The 14,409-nt window shown below is 66.7% G+C and carries 14 protein-coding genes and 2 tRNA genes; 5 read left to right on the forward strand and 11 right to left on the reverse strand.

Features of this window, described 5'->3' with window-relative positions:
• Window positions 1-124 precede the first annotated feature (124 nt).
• The 3 genes from G6N60_RS18630 to cynS are packed head-to-tail and all read left to right on the forward strand — an operon-like array spanning window position 125 to window position 3,793.
• Entirely contained in the window at window positions 125-2,479 is a 2,355-nt protein-coding gene (locus G6N60_RS18630) for an FdhF/YdeP family oxidoreductase (protein WP_179969711.1), read from the forward strand.
• Complete coding sequence (gene fdhD / locus G6N60_RS18635; protein ID WP_163740021.1) at window positions 2,472-3,296, forward strand: formate dehydrogenase accessory sulfurtransferase FdhD; 825 nt, start codon at window positions 2,472-2,474, stop codon at window positions 3,294-3,296. Before G6N60_RS18630 ends, fdhD begins: the two co-directional genes overlap by 8 nt.
• 44 nt (window positions 3,297-3,340) lie before the next feature.
• Window positions 3,341-3,793 (forward strand): cyanase, encoded by a 453-nt coding sequence (gene cynS / locus G6N60_RS18640; RefSeq protein WP_163740023.1) that lies wholly within the window; start codon window positions 3,341-3,343, stop codon window positions 3,791-3,793.
• A gap of 79 nt (window positions 3,794-3,872) precedes the next feature.
• On the opposite strand, the gene clpX is transcribed toward cynS, so the two are convergent.
• From clpX to G6N60_RS18665, 5 genes are all read right to left on the reverse strand, one after another.
• On the reverse strand, window positions 3,873-5,153 hold the full coding sequence (clpX, locus tag G6N60_RS18645; protein ID WP_163740025.1) for an ATP-dependent Clp protease ATP-binding subunit ClpX: 1,281 nt from the start codon (window positions 5,151-5,153) through the stop codon (window positions 3,873-3,875).
• 302 nt (window positions 5,154-5,455) lie between these two features.
• Entirely contained in the window at window positions 5,456-6,130 is a 675-nt protein-coding gene (locus G6N60_RS18650) for an ATP-dependent Clp protease proteolytic subunit (protein WP_163740027.1), read from the reverse strand.
• The gene (locus G6N60_RS18655) at window positions 6,127-6,729 is read right to left on the reverse strand and encodes an ATP-dependent Clp protease proteolytic subunit (RefSeq protein WP_163744197.1); all 603 of its coding nucleotides are present in this window, start codon (window positions 6,727-6,729) and stop codon (window positions 6,127-6,129) included. The genes G6N60_RS18650 and G6N60_RS18655 overlap by 4 nt, the downstream gene beginning before the upstream one ends.
• A 92-nt stretch (window positions 6,730-6,821) precedes the next feature.
• On the reverse strand, window positions 6,822-8,237 hold the full coding sequence (tig, locus tag G6N60_RS18660; RefSeq protein ID WP_163740029.1) for a trigger factor: 1,416 nt from the start codon (window positions 8,235-8,237) through the stop codon (window positions 6,822-6,824).
• A 53-nt stretch (window positions 8,238-8,290) separates the two neighbouring features.
• Window positions 8,291-8,364 (reverse strand) — tRNA-Pro (locus G6N60_RS18665).
• A gap of 98 nt (window positions 8,365-8,462) precedes the next feature.
• Here G6N60_RS18665 and G6N60_RS18670 point away from each other — a divergent pair.
• Window positions 8,463-8,536 (forward strand) — tRNA-Gly (locus G6N60_RS18670).
• Window positions 8,537-8,616: 80 nt separating this feature from the next.
• Here the strand turns inward: G6N60_RS18670 and G6N60_RS18675 are convergent.
• From G6N60_RS18675 to G6N60_RS18685, 3 genes are all read right to left on the reverse strand, one after another.
• Window positions 8,617-10,038 carry a tyrosine-type recombinase/integrase gene (locus G6N60_RS18675; RefSeq protein WP_163740031.1) on the reverse strand — a complete coding sequence of 474 codons (1,422 nt, stop codon included), beginning with the start codon at window positions 10,036-10,038 and terminating at the stop codon, window positions 8,617-8,619.
• A 1-nt stretch (window position 10,039) separates the two neighbouring features.
• The gene (locus G6N60_RS18680; protein WP_163740033.1) at window positions 10,040-10,192 is read right to left on the reverse strand and encodes a hypothetical protein; all 153 of its coding nucleotides are present in this window, start codon (window positions 10,190-10,192) and stop codon (window positions 10,040-10,042) included.
• A gap of 173 nt (window positions 10,193-10,365) precedes the next feature.
• Window positions 10,366-10,827: a recombinase family protein gene (locus tag G6N60_RS18685; RefSeq protein ID WP_163740035.1), complete on the reverse strand. Its 462-nt coding sequence runs from the start codon at window positions 10,825-10,827 to the stop codon at window positions 10,366-10,368.
• 38 nt (window positions 10,828-10,865) lie between these two features.
• Here G6N60_RS18685 and G6N60_RS18690 point away from each other — a divergent pair, with 38 nt between their 5' ends.
• The gene (locus G6N60_RS18690; RefSeq protein ID WP_163740037.1) at window positions 10,866-11,981 is read left to right on the forward strand and encodes a hypothetical protein; all 1,116 of its coding nucleotides are present in this window, start codon (window positions 10,866-10,868) and stop codon (window positions 11,979-11,981) included.
• A 522-nt stretch (window positions 11,982-12,503) separates the two neighbouring features.
• On the opposite strand, the gene G6N60_RS18695 is transcribed toward G6N60_RS18690, so the two are convergent.
• The 3 genes from G6N60_RS18695 to G6N60_RS28650 all read right to left on the reverse strand — a co-directional run bounded on the left by G6N60_RS18695 (window position 12,504) and on the right by G6N60_RS28650 (window position 14,401).
• Window positions 12,504-13,247 (reverse strand): TIGR02391 family protein, encoded by a 744-nt coding sequence (locus G6N60_RS18695; protein ID WP_163740039.1) that lies wholly within the window; start codon window positions 13,245-13,247, stop codon window positions 12,504-12,506.
• A gap of 11 nt (window positions 13,248-13,258) precedes the next feature.
• Window positions 13,259-13,576 carry a hypothetical protein gene (locus G6N60_RS18700; RefSeq protein WP_163740042.1) on the reverse strand — a complete coding sequence of 106 codons (318 nt, stop codon included), beginning with the start codon at window positions 13,574-13,576 and terminating at the stop codon, window positions 13,259-13,261.
• Window positions 13,577-13,900: 324 nt separating this feature from the next.
• Window positions 13,901-14,401 (reverse strand): integrase core domain-containing protein, encoded by a 501-nt coding sequence (locus tag G6N60_RS28650; RefSeq protein ID WP_246241275.1) that lies wholly within the window; start codon window positions 14,399-14,401, stop codon window positions 13,901-13,903.
• Between the last annotated feature and the right edge of the window lie 8 nt (window positions 14,402-14,409).

Consider the following 14,409-nt stretch of genomic DNA (forward strand, 5'->3'; position numbering starts at 1 on the left):
GCTTGACCGGCCAACCCTAGAAACGCCAGGTTCCGGGACTGTTACGTCCGCGTCACCGCCGAGAGTCTTTGCCGTCGACCCCGGGCTGGTGTCGATCATCGATTCGCAGGCATAGGTTGGAGACATGGGTATTCGACGCCGGATGACGGGTCGCGACGTCACGCAGGACATCGCAGTCACATACGACGAGCACACAGCCGTCAGCACCGGCCCCGAGCACGAGGCGGCCGGGGTCAAGGCCGTGATGGTGTCGCTGCAGCGCGGCGTCACGTCGATGGGTCCGCTGCGGACGGCCGCCGCCCTCGTGCGGCTCAATCAGCGCAAGGGCTTCGACTGCCCGGGCTGCGCGTGGCCCGAGGAACACGGCGGCCGCAAATTCGCGGAGTTCTGCGAGAACGGCGCCAAGGCGGTTGCCGAAGAGGCGACCAAGCGCGTCGTCACCCCGGACTTCTTCGCCCGGCACTCCCTCGCCGACCTGCGCGAGCGCCCGGAGTACTGGCTCAGTCAGCAGGGCAGGCTGACCCACCCCGTGATCCTGCGCGAGGGCGACGACCACTACCGCCCGATCAGCTGGGATCACGCCTACCACGTCATCGCGCAGCATCTGCGCGCCCTCGACAGCCCCGACGAGGCCATCTTCTACACCTCCGGGCGCACCAGCAACGAGGCCGCGTTCGTCTACCAGCTGCTGGTGCGCAGCTTCGGCACCAACAATCTGCCGGACTGCTCCAACATGTGCCATGAGTCCTCGGGCGCGTCGCTGACCGATTCGATCGGCATCGGCAAGGGGTCGGTGACGGTCGAGGACCTCGAGGAGGCCGACGTCATCCTCATCGCCGGGCAGAATCCGGGCACCAACCATCCCCGCATGCTGTCGGTGCTGGAGAAGGCAAAGGCCAACGGCGCCAAGATCATTGCGATCAACCCGCTGCCCGAGGCGGGGCTGATGCGGTTCAAGGATCCGCAGAAGGTGCACGGCGTCGTCGGGCACGGCATCGGCATCGCCGACGAGTTCGTCCAGATCCGGCTTGGCGGGGACATGGCGCTGTTCGCCGGGTTGGGCCGCCTGCTGCTGGAGGCCGACGACCAGGCGCCGGGCACCGTGATCGACCGGGCCTTCGTCGCCGAGCACTGCGCGAACTTCGAGGCCTACGAGGCGCAGACCCGGGCCGTCGACCTGGACACCGTGCTCGAGGCGACGGGCATCGACCGCGCCCAGCTCGACCGGGTGGCGCAGATGTTGATTGGATCGCAGCGGACGATCGCCTGCTGGGCAATGGGTTTGACGCAGCACCGGCACGCCGTGCCGATGATCTCCGAGCTCACCAACCTGCTGCTGATGCGCGGGATGATCGGCAAGTCGGGCGCGGGGCTGTGTCCGGTGCGCGGGCACTCCAACGTGCAGGGTGACCGCACCATGGGCATCTGGGAGCAGATGCCCGAGGACTTCCTGGCCGCGCTGGACGACCGGTTCGGCATCGTCAGCCCGCGCAAGCACGGCATGGACACCGTCGACGCCATCCGGGCCATGCGCGACGGCCGAGCCTCGGTGTTCATGGGCATGGGCGGCAACTTCGCGCTGGCCACCCCGGACACCGCCGTGACCGACGCCGCACTGCGCAGCTGCTCGCTGACCGTGCAGGTGTCGACCAAGCTGAATCGCAGTCACCTGACGACCGGGCGCACCGCCCTCATCCTGCCGTCCCTCGGGCGCACCGACAAGGATCTGCAGGACGGCGCCAAACAGCAAGTGTCGGTTGAGGATTCGATGTCGATGGTGCATCTCTCCCGCGGCAGCCTGCAGCCACCGAGCGAACACGTCCGCAGCGAGGTCGCGATCGTCTGCGAGCTGGCGCAGGCCCTCCTGGGTGCCGACCACCCGGTGCCGTGGGACGCCCTGCGGCGCGACTACGACCGGGTGCGCGACGCGATCGCCGCGGTGGTCCCAGGCTGCGCCGACTACAACCGCCGCGTGCGCCAGCCCGACGGCTTCCAGCTGCCGCACCCGCCGCGCGATGCGCGGGAATTCCCCACCACCACGGGCAAGGCCAACTTCGCGGTCAATCCACTGGAGTGGATTCCGGTGCCCGAGGGTCGGCTGATCCTGCAGACGCTGCGCAGCCATGATCAGTACAACACCACGATCTACGGTCTCGACGACCGCTACCGCGGGGTCAAGGGCGGCCGCCGGGTCATCTTCATGAACCCGGCCGACGTCGAGGCGTTCGGCCTCACCGAGGGCGACCGCGTCGACCTGGTGTCCGAATTCACCGGTGGCACAGGCGAAGTCGAGGAGCGCCGTGCGGAGGACTTCATGGTGGTGCCGTATTCGACACCGCGGGGCAACGCGGCCTCCTACTATCCGGAGACCAATTCGCTGGTGGCACTGGACCACGTGTCCGCCCGGTCGAACACGCCGGTGTCCAAGGCCGTGCAGATTCGGGTGGAGGCCCGCGCGGGGGTGGGCGCCCGTGGGTAGGGTCACGGCGCGCCGCAGGGCCAGCCACCTGACCGCCGACACCGCCACCGCCAGGCCTGAGACGCTCGCCGTCGAGGAGCCGATGGAGATCCGTGTCAACGGCGCGGCCACCACCGTGACCATGCGCACCCCGGGCTCCGATGTCGAACTGGCGCAAGGGTTTCTGCTCACCGAGGGCGTGATAGGTCAGCGCGACGACATCCTCGCCGTCCAGTACTGCCGGGGCGCGGGCGAGGACGGCGTCAACACCTACAACGTGCTCGACGTGACGCTCGCCGGCGGCGTGCCCACCCCGAGCCTCGACGTGACCCGCAACTTCTACACCACGTCGTCGTGCGGGGTGTGCGGCAAGGGATCCATCGACGCCATCCGCCTGATCAGCAGGCACTCCCCTGGCGACGATCCCACCGTGGTCGCCTCGTCGACGCTGTCGGCCATGCCCGATCAACTCCGACGCGCGCAACGGATCTTCGCCACCACCGGCGGCCTGCACGGCGCCGCGCTGTTCGACGCCGACGGCACCATGCTCGTCGTCCGGGAGGACATCGGGCGGCACAACGCCGTCGACAAGGTCATCGGGTGGGCGCTGGAGAACGACCGCATTCCCCTCACCGGTTCGGTTCTGCTGGTCAGCGGCCGCGCGTCGTTCGAGTTGACGCAGAAGGCCGTGATGGCGGGCATTCCCGTGCTGGCCGCGGTGTCCGCGCCGTCGTCGCTCGCGGTCGACCTGGCCGCGCAGGCGGGCCTCACCCTCGTCGCGTTCCTGCGCGGCGATTCGATGAACGTCTACACGCGCCCGGACCGCGTCGTGCACTAGCGGCCCGGACGCGGACCCGCCGCATCTGTGGTCCCCTGGAACGCATGACGAGAGAAGAGATCACCCAGCAGATCATCGCGGCGCGGCTGGCGAAGGGCTTCACGTGGCAGGAGCTCGCCGCGGCCGTCGACCGGCCGGTCGTCTGGACGACGTCGGCGCTGCTGGGCCAGCACCCGATCCCGCCCGAGATCGGGTCCGTGCTCGCCGAGATGCTGGGCCTCGACCCGGCGGCAGTGCCGGTCCTCGCGGCCGTGCCCGTGCGCGGCGGGCTGCCCACCGCGGTGCCCACCGACCCGACCATCTACCGCTTCTACGAGGCTCTGTCGGTATACGGCGGGGCCATCAAGGAGTTGATCCACGAGCAGTTCGGCGACGGCATCATGAGCGCCATCAACTTCAGCGTCGACGTGCAGAAGAAGCCGCACCGCGGCGGTGACCGCGTCGTGGTGACGTTGGACGGCAAGTTCCTGGCCTACGAGTGGAACCGCGCCACCTAGCCGCAGCTAGCCGCATCGAGATAGTAGTGAGGGTCGTGATCCACGCGGATTCACGACCCTCACTGCCATCTCAAGACGGTCAGGCGCTCTTGTCGCGCCGTTCGGTGCGCGAAGGCTTGCGCGGCACGATCGTTGGAAGCACGTTGTCCTGCACGGTCTCCTTGGTGACGACCACCTTGGCGACGTCGTCGCGGCTGGGGATGTCGTACATCACCGGCAGCAGGACTTCCTCCATGATCGCGCGCAGGCCGCGGGCGCCGGTGCCCCGGTGGATGGCCTGGTCGGCGATCGCGTCGAGGGCGTCACCGGTGAACTCCAGCTCGACGCCGTCCATCTCGAACAGCCGCGTGTACTGCTTGACGAGCGCGTTCTTCGGCTGCGACAGGATCGTGACGAGCGATCCCTTGTCCAGGTTCGTCACGGACGCGACGACCGGCAGACGACCGATGAACTCGGGGATCAGACCGAACTTGATCAGATCCTCCGGCATGACCTCCCGGAAGTGGTCCTGCGTGTCGATCTCGGCCTTGCTGCGGACCTCGGCACCGAACCCGAGACCGCGCTTGCCGACCCGGTCGGACACGATCTTCTCCAGGCCCGCGAAGGCGCCGGCCACGATGAACAGCACGTTCGTCGTGTCGATCTGAATGAATTCCTGATGCGGGTGCTTGCGCCCACCCTGCGGCGGGACCGACGCCTGCGTGCCCTCGAGGATCTTCAGCAGGGCCTGCTGGACGCCTTCGCCGGACACGTCGCGCGTGATGGACGGGTTCTCGCTCTTGCGGGCGATCTTGTCGACCTCGTCGATGTAGATGATGCCGGTCTCGGCCCGCTTCACGTCGTAGTCGGCGGCCTGGATCAGCTTCAACAGGATGTTCTCGACGTCCTCGCCGACGTAGCCGGCCTCGGTCAGCGCCGTGGCATCGGCGATCGCGAACGGCACGTTGAGCATCTTGGCCAGCGTCTGCGCGAGGTAGGTCTTGCCGCAGCCGGTGGGGCCGAGCATGAGGATGTTGGACTTCGCCAGTTCGACGGGCTCGGCGCGCGAGTCCCGCGACTTCTCCTGAGCCTGGATGCGCTTGTAGTGGTTGTAGACGGCCACGGCCAGCGTGCGTTTCGCGGTGTCCTGCCCGATGACGTAGCCCTCGAGGAACTCGCGGATCTCGGCCGGCTTGGGCAGCTCGTCGAGCTTGACGTCGTCGGCGTCGGCCAGCTCCTCTTCGATGATCTCGTTGCAGAGATCGATGCACTCGTCGCAGATGTACACGCCGGGGCCCGCAATGAGTTTCTTGACTTGCTTCTGGCTCTTTCCGCAGAACGAGCACTTCAGCAGGTCGCCGCCGTCTCCGATGCGCGCCATTGTCCCTGCGGCCCTACTTTCCTGATCGCCGTCGGTATGTCTCGGTTTGGTGGATCACCTCGGGTGTGGTCCCGACGCTACCCGTATGGCCCGGCACCGTGCGACCGTTGAAGCCGAATAGCGCCGTTGATATTTGCCTGCGTTGAAGGAGAACATATCCCCTGCACCGCCGGCAGCCCTCCGCAACGCGCTTCGCGCCATTGGCGTGTCGTCGTCGCAATCAGTTCGAGAGCCTTCCGCGACCACGGTACGCGCGCCGCCGCGGTGCGGCCCCACGCGACGTGGGACCGCAGCGCGCGGTGTCAGGCCGGCTGCGCGGACAGTTTGCGGTACTCCAGGACCGTGTCGATGATGCCGTAATCCTTCGCATCGGCGGCGGTGAGGATCTTGTCGCGGTCGGTGTCCTTGCGGATGACCGAGGCGTCCTTGCCGGTGTGGCGCGCCAGCGTCGTGTCCATCAGCGTGCGCATGCGCTCGATCTCGGCGGCCTGGATCTCCAGGTCGGAGACCTGACCCTGGATCGCGCCGCCGACGGCGGGCTGGTGGATCAGGATCCGCGCGTTGGGCAGGGCCAGACGCTTGCCCGGCGTGCCCGCGGCGAGCAGCACGGCGGCGGCCGACGCGGCTTGGCCGAGGCACACCGTCTGGATGTCGGCGCGCACGTACTGCATGGTGTCGTAGATCGCCATCAGCGAGGTGAAGGAACCACCCGGTGAGTTGATGTACATCGTGATGTCGCGGTCGGGATCGAGGGATTCCAGCACCAGGAGCTGCGCCATGATGTCGTTCGCCGACGCGTCGTCCACTTGGACGCCGAGGAAGATGATGCGTTCCTCGAACAGCTTGTTGTAGGGGTTGGACTCCTTGACACCGAAGCTGGAGTGCTCGATGAACGAGGGCAGGATGTAGCGCGCCTGCGGCTGACTCACGGCACCGCCGTGGGGCTGGTTCGCGGCATCGCCATGGGGCTGCGTCATGAGGCACTCCCGTTGAAGTTGGCGTGGGTGATGATGTGGTCGACGAAGCCGTACTCCAGCGCCTCGGGGGCGGTGAACCAACGGTCGCGATCCGCGTCGGCCTCGACGCGTTCCAGCGTCTGGCCGGTGAACTCGGCGTTGAGCCGGTTCATTTCCTTCTTCGTCAAGGCGAACTGCTCGGCCTGGATGGCGATGTCCGCCGCGCTGCCGCCGATGCCCGCGCTCGGCTGGTGCATCATGATGCGCGCGTGGGGCAGGGCGAAGCGCTTGCCCTTGGTGCCCGCGGCGAGCAGGAACTCGCCCATCGACGCGGCCAGGCCCATCGCGTAGGTGGCGACGTCGCACGGCGCGAGGACCATCGTGTCGTAGATCGCCATGCCCGCCGTCACGGACCCGCCGGGTGAGTTGATGTAGAGGTTGATGTCCTTGGAGGGGTCCTCAGCGGCCAGCAGCAGAATCTGCGCGCACAGCCGGTTGGCGATGTCGTCGTCGACCTGGGTCCCCAGGAAGATGATCCGTTCGGCCAACAACCGCTCATAGACGGAGTCGATGAGGTTGAGCCCCGACGCGCCCGAACGCATGTCAGTCACGGCTGGAATACCTGCTTTCTCGAGTTTGCGTACTCGTTCACTGACACTAACCAAACCTCAGCGGCGTCGACTCCCCGAAGGGTGGTCGTTCGCTCACAGCGTCACTTGGAGTCGGTGTCGTCGGCGGCGTCGGTGTCGAGCTCTGCGGCGGCCTCGTCATCGGTGTCGTCATGGGCGGCGTCGTCTGCGGCGTCACCGCTGGGGCCGAAGAACTCCGTGGTGTCGACCTCGTTGCCGTCGGTGTCGGTGACGGTCGCGGCGTGCACGACGGCCGCGATGGTCAGACCGCGGCGGACGTCGGCGAACATCGCCGGCAGCTGGTTGTTCTGCTGCAGCACCTGCAGCAGCTGCTGCGGCTCGATGCCGTACTGGCGCGACATGAGCACCAGGCGTTCGGTCAGGTCGTTCTGGCTGACCTGGACGTCGAGCTCGTCGGCGATGGCGTCCATCAGCAGCTGGGTCTTGACGGCCTTCTCCGCATTCGCGCGGTTGTCGGCGTCGAACTCCTCGCGACTGCTGCCTTCCTTCTCGAGCGCCTCGGCGAACTTGGCCTCGTCGTGGTCCAGGCCGTGGATCGCGTTGTGGACGGTGTCGTCGACCTGCGCCTGCACGATGGCCTCGGGCAGGGGCACCTCGGTCTGCTCGAGCAGGGTCTCCAGCGCCTTGTCGCGGATCTGCTCGGCCTGACCGATGCGCTTCGCTTGCTTCACCTGCTCGACGAGGCTCTCCCTGAGCTCGTCGATGGTGTCGAATTCGCTTGCCAATTGGGCGAATTCGTCGTCCGACTCGGGCAGCTCGCGCTTCTTCACCGAGTTCACCTTCACGGTGACCTCGGCCTCGGCGCCCGCGTGCTCGCCGGCGACCAAGGTGGTGGTAAACGTCTTGGACTCGTCGGCCTTGAGTCCCTTGATGGCCTCGTCGAGACCCTCGATGAGCTGACCGGAGCCGATCTCGTGGGACAGGCCCTCGGTCTTGGCCTCGGCGACGTCTTCGCCGTCGACGGTCGCCGACAGGTCGATCGACACGAAGTCGCCGTCCTCGGCGGGGCGGTCGACGCCGGTGAGCGTGCCGAAGCGGGCGCGCAGGTTCTGCAGTTCGGCGTCGACCTCTTCGTCGGTGACCTCGATGGGGTCGACGGTGAAGGCGAGCGCCGACAGATCGGGCAGGGCGATCTCGGGCCGGACGTCGACCTCGGCGGTGAACGTCAGGTCGCCGCCGTACTCCTTGTTGGTGACCTCGATCTCGGGCTGCCCGAGGGGCTGCACCTCCGACGTCGCGACGGCTTCGCTGTAGCGGGCGGGCACGGCCTCGCCCACGACCTGATCGAGCATCGCCTGCTTGTCGATGCGCGACTCCAGCAGCTTCACCGGCACCTTGCCGGGGCGGAAGCCGGGCATGCGAATGGTCTTGGCCAGCTCCTTGAACGCCTGGTCGAAGTCGCCCTTCAGCTCGGTGAAGGGCACCTCCACGTTGATGCGAACCCGGGTGGGGCTCAACTTCTCGACGGTGCTCTTCACGGCGCTGCTCCTTGCATGTCTATGTCTTCGTCGACGGGGTGTCGTTGGTCCGGTCGGGGTGACAGGATTTGAACCTGCGGCCTTCCGCTCCCAAAGCGGATGCGCTACCAAGCTGCGCTACACCCCGTGCTTCATTGCCGTCGAGATACTACGGGCTGGCCGCACGGCGACATCAATTGGATTTGAACACGGCGGCGCCGGTACAGTCCTCCGTGCAGTGCCAACGCGGGCGTAGCTCAATGGTAGAGCCCTAGTCTTCCAAACTAGCTACGCGGGTTCGATTCCCGTCGCCCGCTCCAGCGAGACCAGCGCAAAGGCCGTCGAACAGGCGTTCGGCGGCTCGCGCGGTCCCCTATTCCGCCCCTATTTCGCGAGGCAGCTACCCGTGCAGCGGGACCACGTTCGGACCGTAACTCGGTTCCGCCTCCAACGCCGCGAGCGCCGCCATCGCGTCGGCGTGGTCGTCTTCGTACAGGTGCGCGTAGACGCCGAGCGTCGTGGCGACCTTGGCGTGGCCCATGAACCGCGCGACCTCCAATGGTGGCCGTCCCGCCGCGATGCACAAGCTGGCGTAGGTGTGCCGGAGTCCGTGCCAGCGGAACTGCGGGGCGACCTTCGCGGCCTCGTCCCCGGTCGTCGCCGCGCATCGATTCGCGCGCAAGACGGCAGGCCGGAAGACAGCCTTGTAGAAGGTGGCGTGCCGGTAGGGCGCGGTCCAGTCGAGCACCAGCCGCTCCCCCGCCTCGGCGGTCGACAAGTCGGCGAGGGCGGTCGCCTGGCGTCGTGCGGCGGCGTTGGGGTCTAGGTTGGCGTCTCCTGTGTCGTCGGCTGTTGCCGCGACTCCGGTAGGCCGGGGCGCGAGTAGGTGCACGCCGGGGAACAGCGGCGCGGTCGGGTCGTCGCGGCGCGGGTGGACTGCGAGGTACTCCCGCAACATCGCCGTCGTCGCCGGGGTCAGCGGCACGGTGCGGCGGCTGCCCTTCGTCTTCGGCGCCATCGCCGTCGCCGTCCCGCCAGTCCAGGCGATGGTCTGCTCGACGCGCACGGTCCCCGGCTTCGCCGCCGCGTTCGGGTTGATCGACGGCTTCGGCACGTGCACGTCGCCTACTCGCAACCCGGCGAGTTCGGCGGCGCGGAGCCCGCTCCACGCGGCGAGGTGCGTCGTGACCGAGAAGGGCCAAGGCGTCGCCGCGACGAGCGACGCCACCTGCACCGGGGTCAGGAACATCGCCGGGTCGTCCACGGCGCGCACATGACCGGTGTTGTGGTCGGTCGGCAGCTTCACGTAGTCGGCGGGGTTGGTGTCCAGCCGGCCATCCGCGACCGCCTGCGCGAGGACTTGCTTCACCAGGAAGTAGGCGTTGCGGATCGTGCTCGGCTTCTTGCCCGCCTTGCTCATCGCGCCCACCCAGTCGCTGATGTCCTCCCGCCGAATAGCGTTCACCGGGTAGTCGCCGAACGTGTTGTCGATCCGCAGATTTGCCAGCCGCTTGTGCCGCTTGACGGTGTGGTCGCTCGTCGGGGCCAAGGCGTCCGCGTAGGCCGCGCGGGTGGTGTCCTTGAGGTCGTGGCGGGACGCGAGCCACTTCGCGGCGGCGTCGCGGAACAGAACCTTGCCCGCGTTGGTGTCGACGTTGATGCCCCGCCGTCGCTTCGGCTCGACGTGGATCGCGGCCCAATCCTCGGCTGACTTCTTGGTGGGGAAGCCGCTGCGGTCGCCGCGAGAGCCGTCCGGGTTGTACCACCGGACGCGGTATGTTGTTGCACCGCTGGCGAGTACGCGCTTCTTGATACTGGTCATCTCACGACTCCTGTTCTTCGGGTTTGGGTTTCACGTGGGTGTAGCTCCTGCCGACGACGACGTTGTTGATTACTCCGACGCTCACGCCGTGGATGTACGCGAGGTCGGCCTTCGTCCACCGGCCCGCCGCGTAGTCGGCGCGTATCTCGCGCACGTCGTCGTCGGTGAGTTGGGCGCGGGCTCCGCCGTGACGACCGGGCGAGGGTTTTGGCCCGCTCGGCGCGCCGCTAGCGGATGCGGAGGTGCCGGGTGGGGGTATGCGCGGCGGGGTGCCTGGCACGACGTACCGGCGCCCATCCGGCGCGCGCTTTACCAACGGTCGCGGGGTCATGCGGGGGTGCCTTTTCTGTTGGCGCGAACCAGGATTCGTGCGACTGTCGGCGAACTCCAGGTGCCGCCGCGCTTCGTCGGGTGGCCTTCGGAGGTGAGCACGCGGGCTATCTCGCGAGTCGACTTCTGTTGCGCAGCCAACTCCCTCATGCGAGCCAAAGCGGCTTGCTCAGCGGGGTCCGCGACGAGCGCGCCCTTGACGGTGCGGTAGCCATACGGCAGCGCCCCGTGTGCATAGCCACCGCGAGCGGCCTTCGCTGCGCGGCCTGCGGCGAGCCGGTCCACGGTCATCTCGCGGTCGTATTCGGAGATGGCGCCCATGATGACCCGGACCAGCTTGCGCGACGGGTCGTTGGACTCACCGTTAAGCATCTCGTTCTCGTTCTCGCGCGTGGACAGCACGATGCCTCCGAGGTCGGACAGCTTGCGTAGCAACGTCGGCGGCGCAACGCCGTTCACGCGTACCGTCGCCGCGACGAACGACTACAGGAGACAGCATGGCCAAGGGCATTTCCACTCACGGCGACGTACTCATTTCGCGCCTCAAGGACGGCACCGAGCTCAACGACATCTGGGCCGAAGTCGCCCAGGTCTTGCAGCTCTGGAACGATCAGCGCACGGATATCACCGACTTGCTGTCGTTCCGCACGACCAACGTCAACGACGTCGTACCGCAGAGCTTCACGTCGGATTCCTTCGAGGAGGCAACCGAGTTCGGCATCCCGCGCGCCATTCGTCCGCCGTCCGATTGGCTCAAGCTCGGGTACCCGTTCCGTGACTTCGACCTCCGCACCGCGTTCACGTGGAAGTTCCTGAGAGATGCGACGGCGGAACAGGTTCAAGCGCACGTCGAGCGAGCCCTAGAGGCCGACAACAAGCTCACGACGAACAGCATCATGAATGCCATCTTCGGCAAGGTCACCCGGACCAATGATTGGAACAACACCGTCTACCCGCTGTGGTCGGCGGATGGCTCGATGACCCCGCCGCCATTCCTGGGCAACACTTTTCAATCGGACCACACGCACTACCTCACGACCGCGACCAATACCCTCGACTCGAATCATGTTGAGGCGCTTCTCACGCACGTGACCGAGCACGGCTACGGGATCAAGCCGGGCACGACGCTGCTCATCCTCGTCAACGATGTCGACTTCGAGGCGTCGCGCATCTCGGCTTGGCGCGCGGGCCAGACTTACCGCACTAACGGTCCGCTCCCGAAGTGGGACTTCATCCCTTCCACGCTGCTGCCGGCATGGATCAGCGACGAGACGATCCATGGCACGACCCCGCCCGACAACTTCAACAATCTCGACGTGTGGGGCAGTTACGGCGGTGCATTGGTGATCAAGTCCCTCTACATCCCGCGCGGTTACGTGGCGGTCGTGGCGACGGGCGGGCCGAACGCGGACACCAACCCCGTCGGTTTCCGCGAGCACATCGACCCCGATTGGCAAGGGCTCCGCCATCTTCCGGGTCAGGGGAAGTTTCCGTTGCAGGATAGTTTCTTCATGCGGTCGTTCGGCGTCGGCGTCCGACACCGGGGCGCAGCGGTGGTCGCCCAGATCACGACCAACGCCAATTACACGCCGCCAACCTTCGAACTCCCCTAGGGCGCAACATGAGCCGTCGCTACGTCCGCAACCCAGACCCCTATTCCGAATGGGTCGAGGAACAACTTCGAACACCTCGACAGCGCGCACCGCAGAACCCGCACCTGCTACACCGCGACCTCCCCAGCGACCAGAGCACAGAGTTCAGCTTCGGGCCGGGGCCGGTCGCACCGCACCTCAATGGGCGCCGACCGGAGGACGGCGGGCTCTACCGCCCGCGAGCACCCCGCGTCGAGCCGCCGCCGGGCGGTGTCGGCGCTCCCCAGCCGCATCGCCGCCCGCGCAACGAGGCGCGTGGTGCTGCTGGCGACCGGCTAGCGCGGTAGCCGTGAACCGTCCGCATGTGCCTACGGCCCAGCGAGACCGCCGCGCGGCACACCCCTAGTCGGCCCGGTCGCGGGGCGTCGTTGTTCATCCCTTCGCCCGTCCCGCGACCGGCTGCCTCAGACGTGGCCGGGGCGGAAGAGACGTAGGCATCGCGCCATCCGCTCCAGGCAACCGCCCCGGCCACCCCTTGGGTAGTTACAGCTGGCCGCCTTTGAGCCGCGCCTCGGCCCTATCAAGCCTGCGCATCAATAGGCTGGCAGTGGCGAGCATTTCCATCGCCTCCTGTTCGCCGGTCCCAAGGTTCGGGCCGTGCCCCCGGGGGTTGCGAAGCCCCTGTGCACCGCCCATGAACAGGAACTTGAAACCCTCACGCTCGTTTTCTCTTTGCGTCGCATTAGCGTTGTCGGACGTGATGTCGAGCAGCGATGATTGCTCATTGAACACAACGGTCATCAGGCCCTTCCCGCCAAGAGCATCGCCCTTCGGGTTCTTCGGGTGTCCGGCTAACGCCTGTACCCGATCTTCAATTGCTTTGAAGGCGTTGAAAACTGCATCGTCGTAGTGGCCGCTCGCGATCTGCGACCCGCTCGCGTTCGAAACCAACGGGTGTAGGCCAGGAAGGCTGACGGGTGTCGGCTGCTTAAGCGCCGCCCGACCGGACACCACGTCGTATTTCGCGCCGGTGTGGTCGAGTCTGTTGTTGCCGCCTGGGAACGGGTTTTGCAGCACCTGCACCTCGCGGAGCCGCATCGTCTTGGTCTTCCCATTCGGTAACGCATCGGTGACCTCGTCGCCATCTTCAATATCCGCGTCGACGGCGAAGGTGATGCCGTGTTCGTGGCCGAGGTCTTGCGCCTGAATGTCGAACTCGGCGATGGTCCCGTCGTGCTGAACCCGCCGAACCTTCATCGTCTTGCCTCGAATGCCGTGCGGCAGCATCTGGATCTCTCCTACGCCTTCAATGTCTCGACTAGCTGTAACTCGAACCACGGAGCAACGCGCATGTAATCGTCACGCTTGCTACTTCCAAGAACCGGGGCCAGGTAGCGAAACCAAATCGAGACGCTGGGTTTAGGGCCATCGTGGTGCTCGACGCGCTTGATCTCGCCGGGGATATTGGCCTGTATCCGCGCGTCGTGGAATCCCAACTGCCGACCTACGTGTTCGGCGGTCAAGTCGCCCGCCCTGATCGGGGTAAGCGCCACGATAGCTTTGCTGCGCGAGTCGCCGTCGAAGACCTCGCTGGCGTACACCTCTGGATCACTCATGAATCCAGCCTATTGGCAGACTCCGACACTTCTCGGCGTGTCGCCGTTCGTGTCGCCCGTGTGTTCGACGGTCCCCTATTCGGCCCCTGTGCCGAGCCGTACCCGAGCCGTACCGGAGCCGTACCCGAGGCGTACGCCGAACGCACCGAAACTGCAGCTGACGTTGCAATTTCGTTTCGCTCGCGGGCTTCCGACGTGGGCTTTTCCGAACACGGTTTCGGGCGCGTACGAAACTTCCAAACTAGCTACGCGGGTTCGATTCCCGTCGCCCGCTCCATGTGATGTTGCAAGACATCCGAATAGCTCTGAACCCTCGTTGGGGGTTCAGGGCTTTTTTCGTGGGCGCCTGCAGGGGACGCGCCGGGGTTGATAGTCCCTGGTGGGGTCGATGGTGAGGTGGCGAAGGAGCTCGCCGGTGGCGGCGTCGATGATTCTGACGTCGAGGTCGTGCACGAGCATGAGAACGCGGGTTCGTGCGTGGGCCCGGCCGATGCTGATGTGGTGCAGGCGGCCGTTGATGCGCAGGGTCAGGCTGCCGTAGGTGTCGACGCGGTCGGTGCGCACTCGTTGGTGGCTGTCCAGGCGTTGCCCGGGGGCGGCTTTGGGGCGGGTGGTGTAGACGGTGGCCGGGGTGGCTTTGTGGGGTAGTGAGCAGTGCGGGCGGTGGTGGTTGTATTCCTCGACGAAGGTGTCGAGTTGGGCTTGGAGCTCGGCGATGGTGGCGGCGCGGGGTTGACGGGCGAGCCACTTCTTGAGCGTTTGGTGGAAGCGTTCGATCTTGCCGCACGTGGTGGGATGGTTGGGGGTGGAGTTGATCTGGATCACTCCCAGCT

Source organism: Mycolicibacterium madagascariense (assembly GCF_010729665.1).
GTDB classification, from domain to species: Bacteria; Actinomycetota; Actinomycetes; order Mycobacteriales; family Mycobacteriaceae; genus Mycobacterium; species Mycobacterium madagascariense.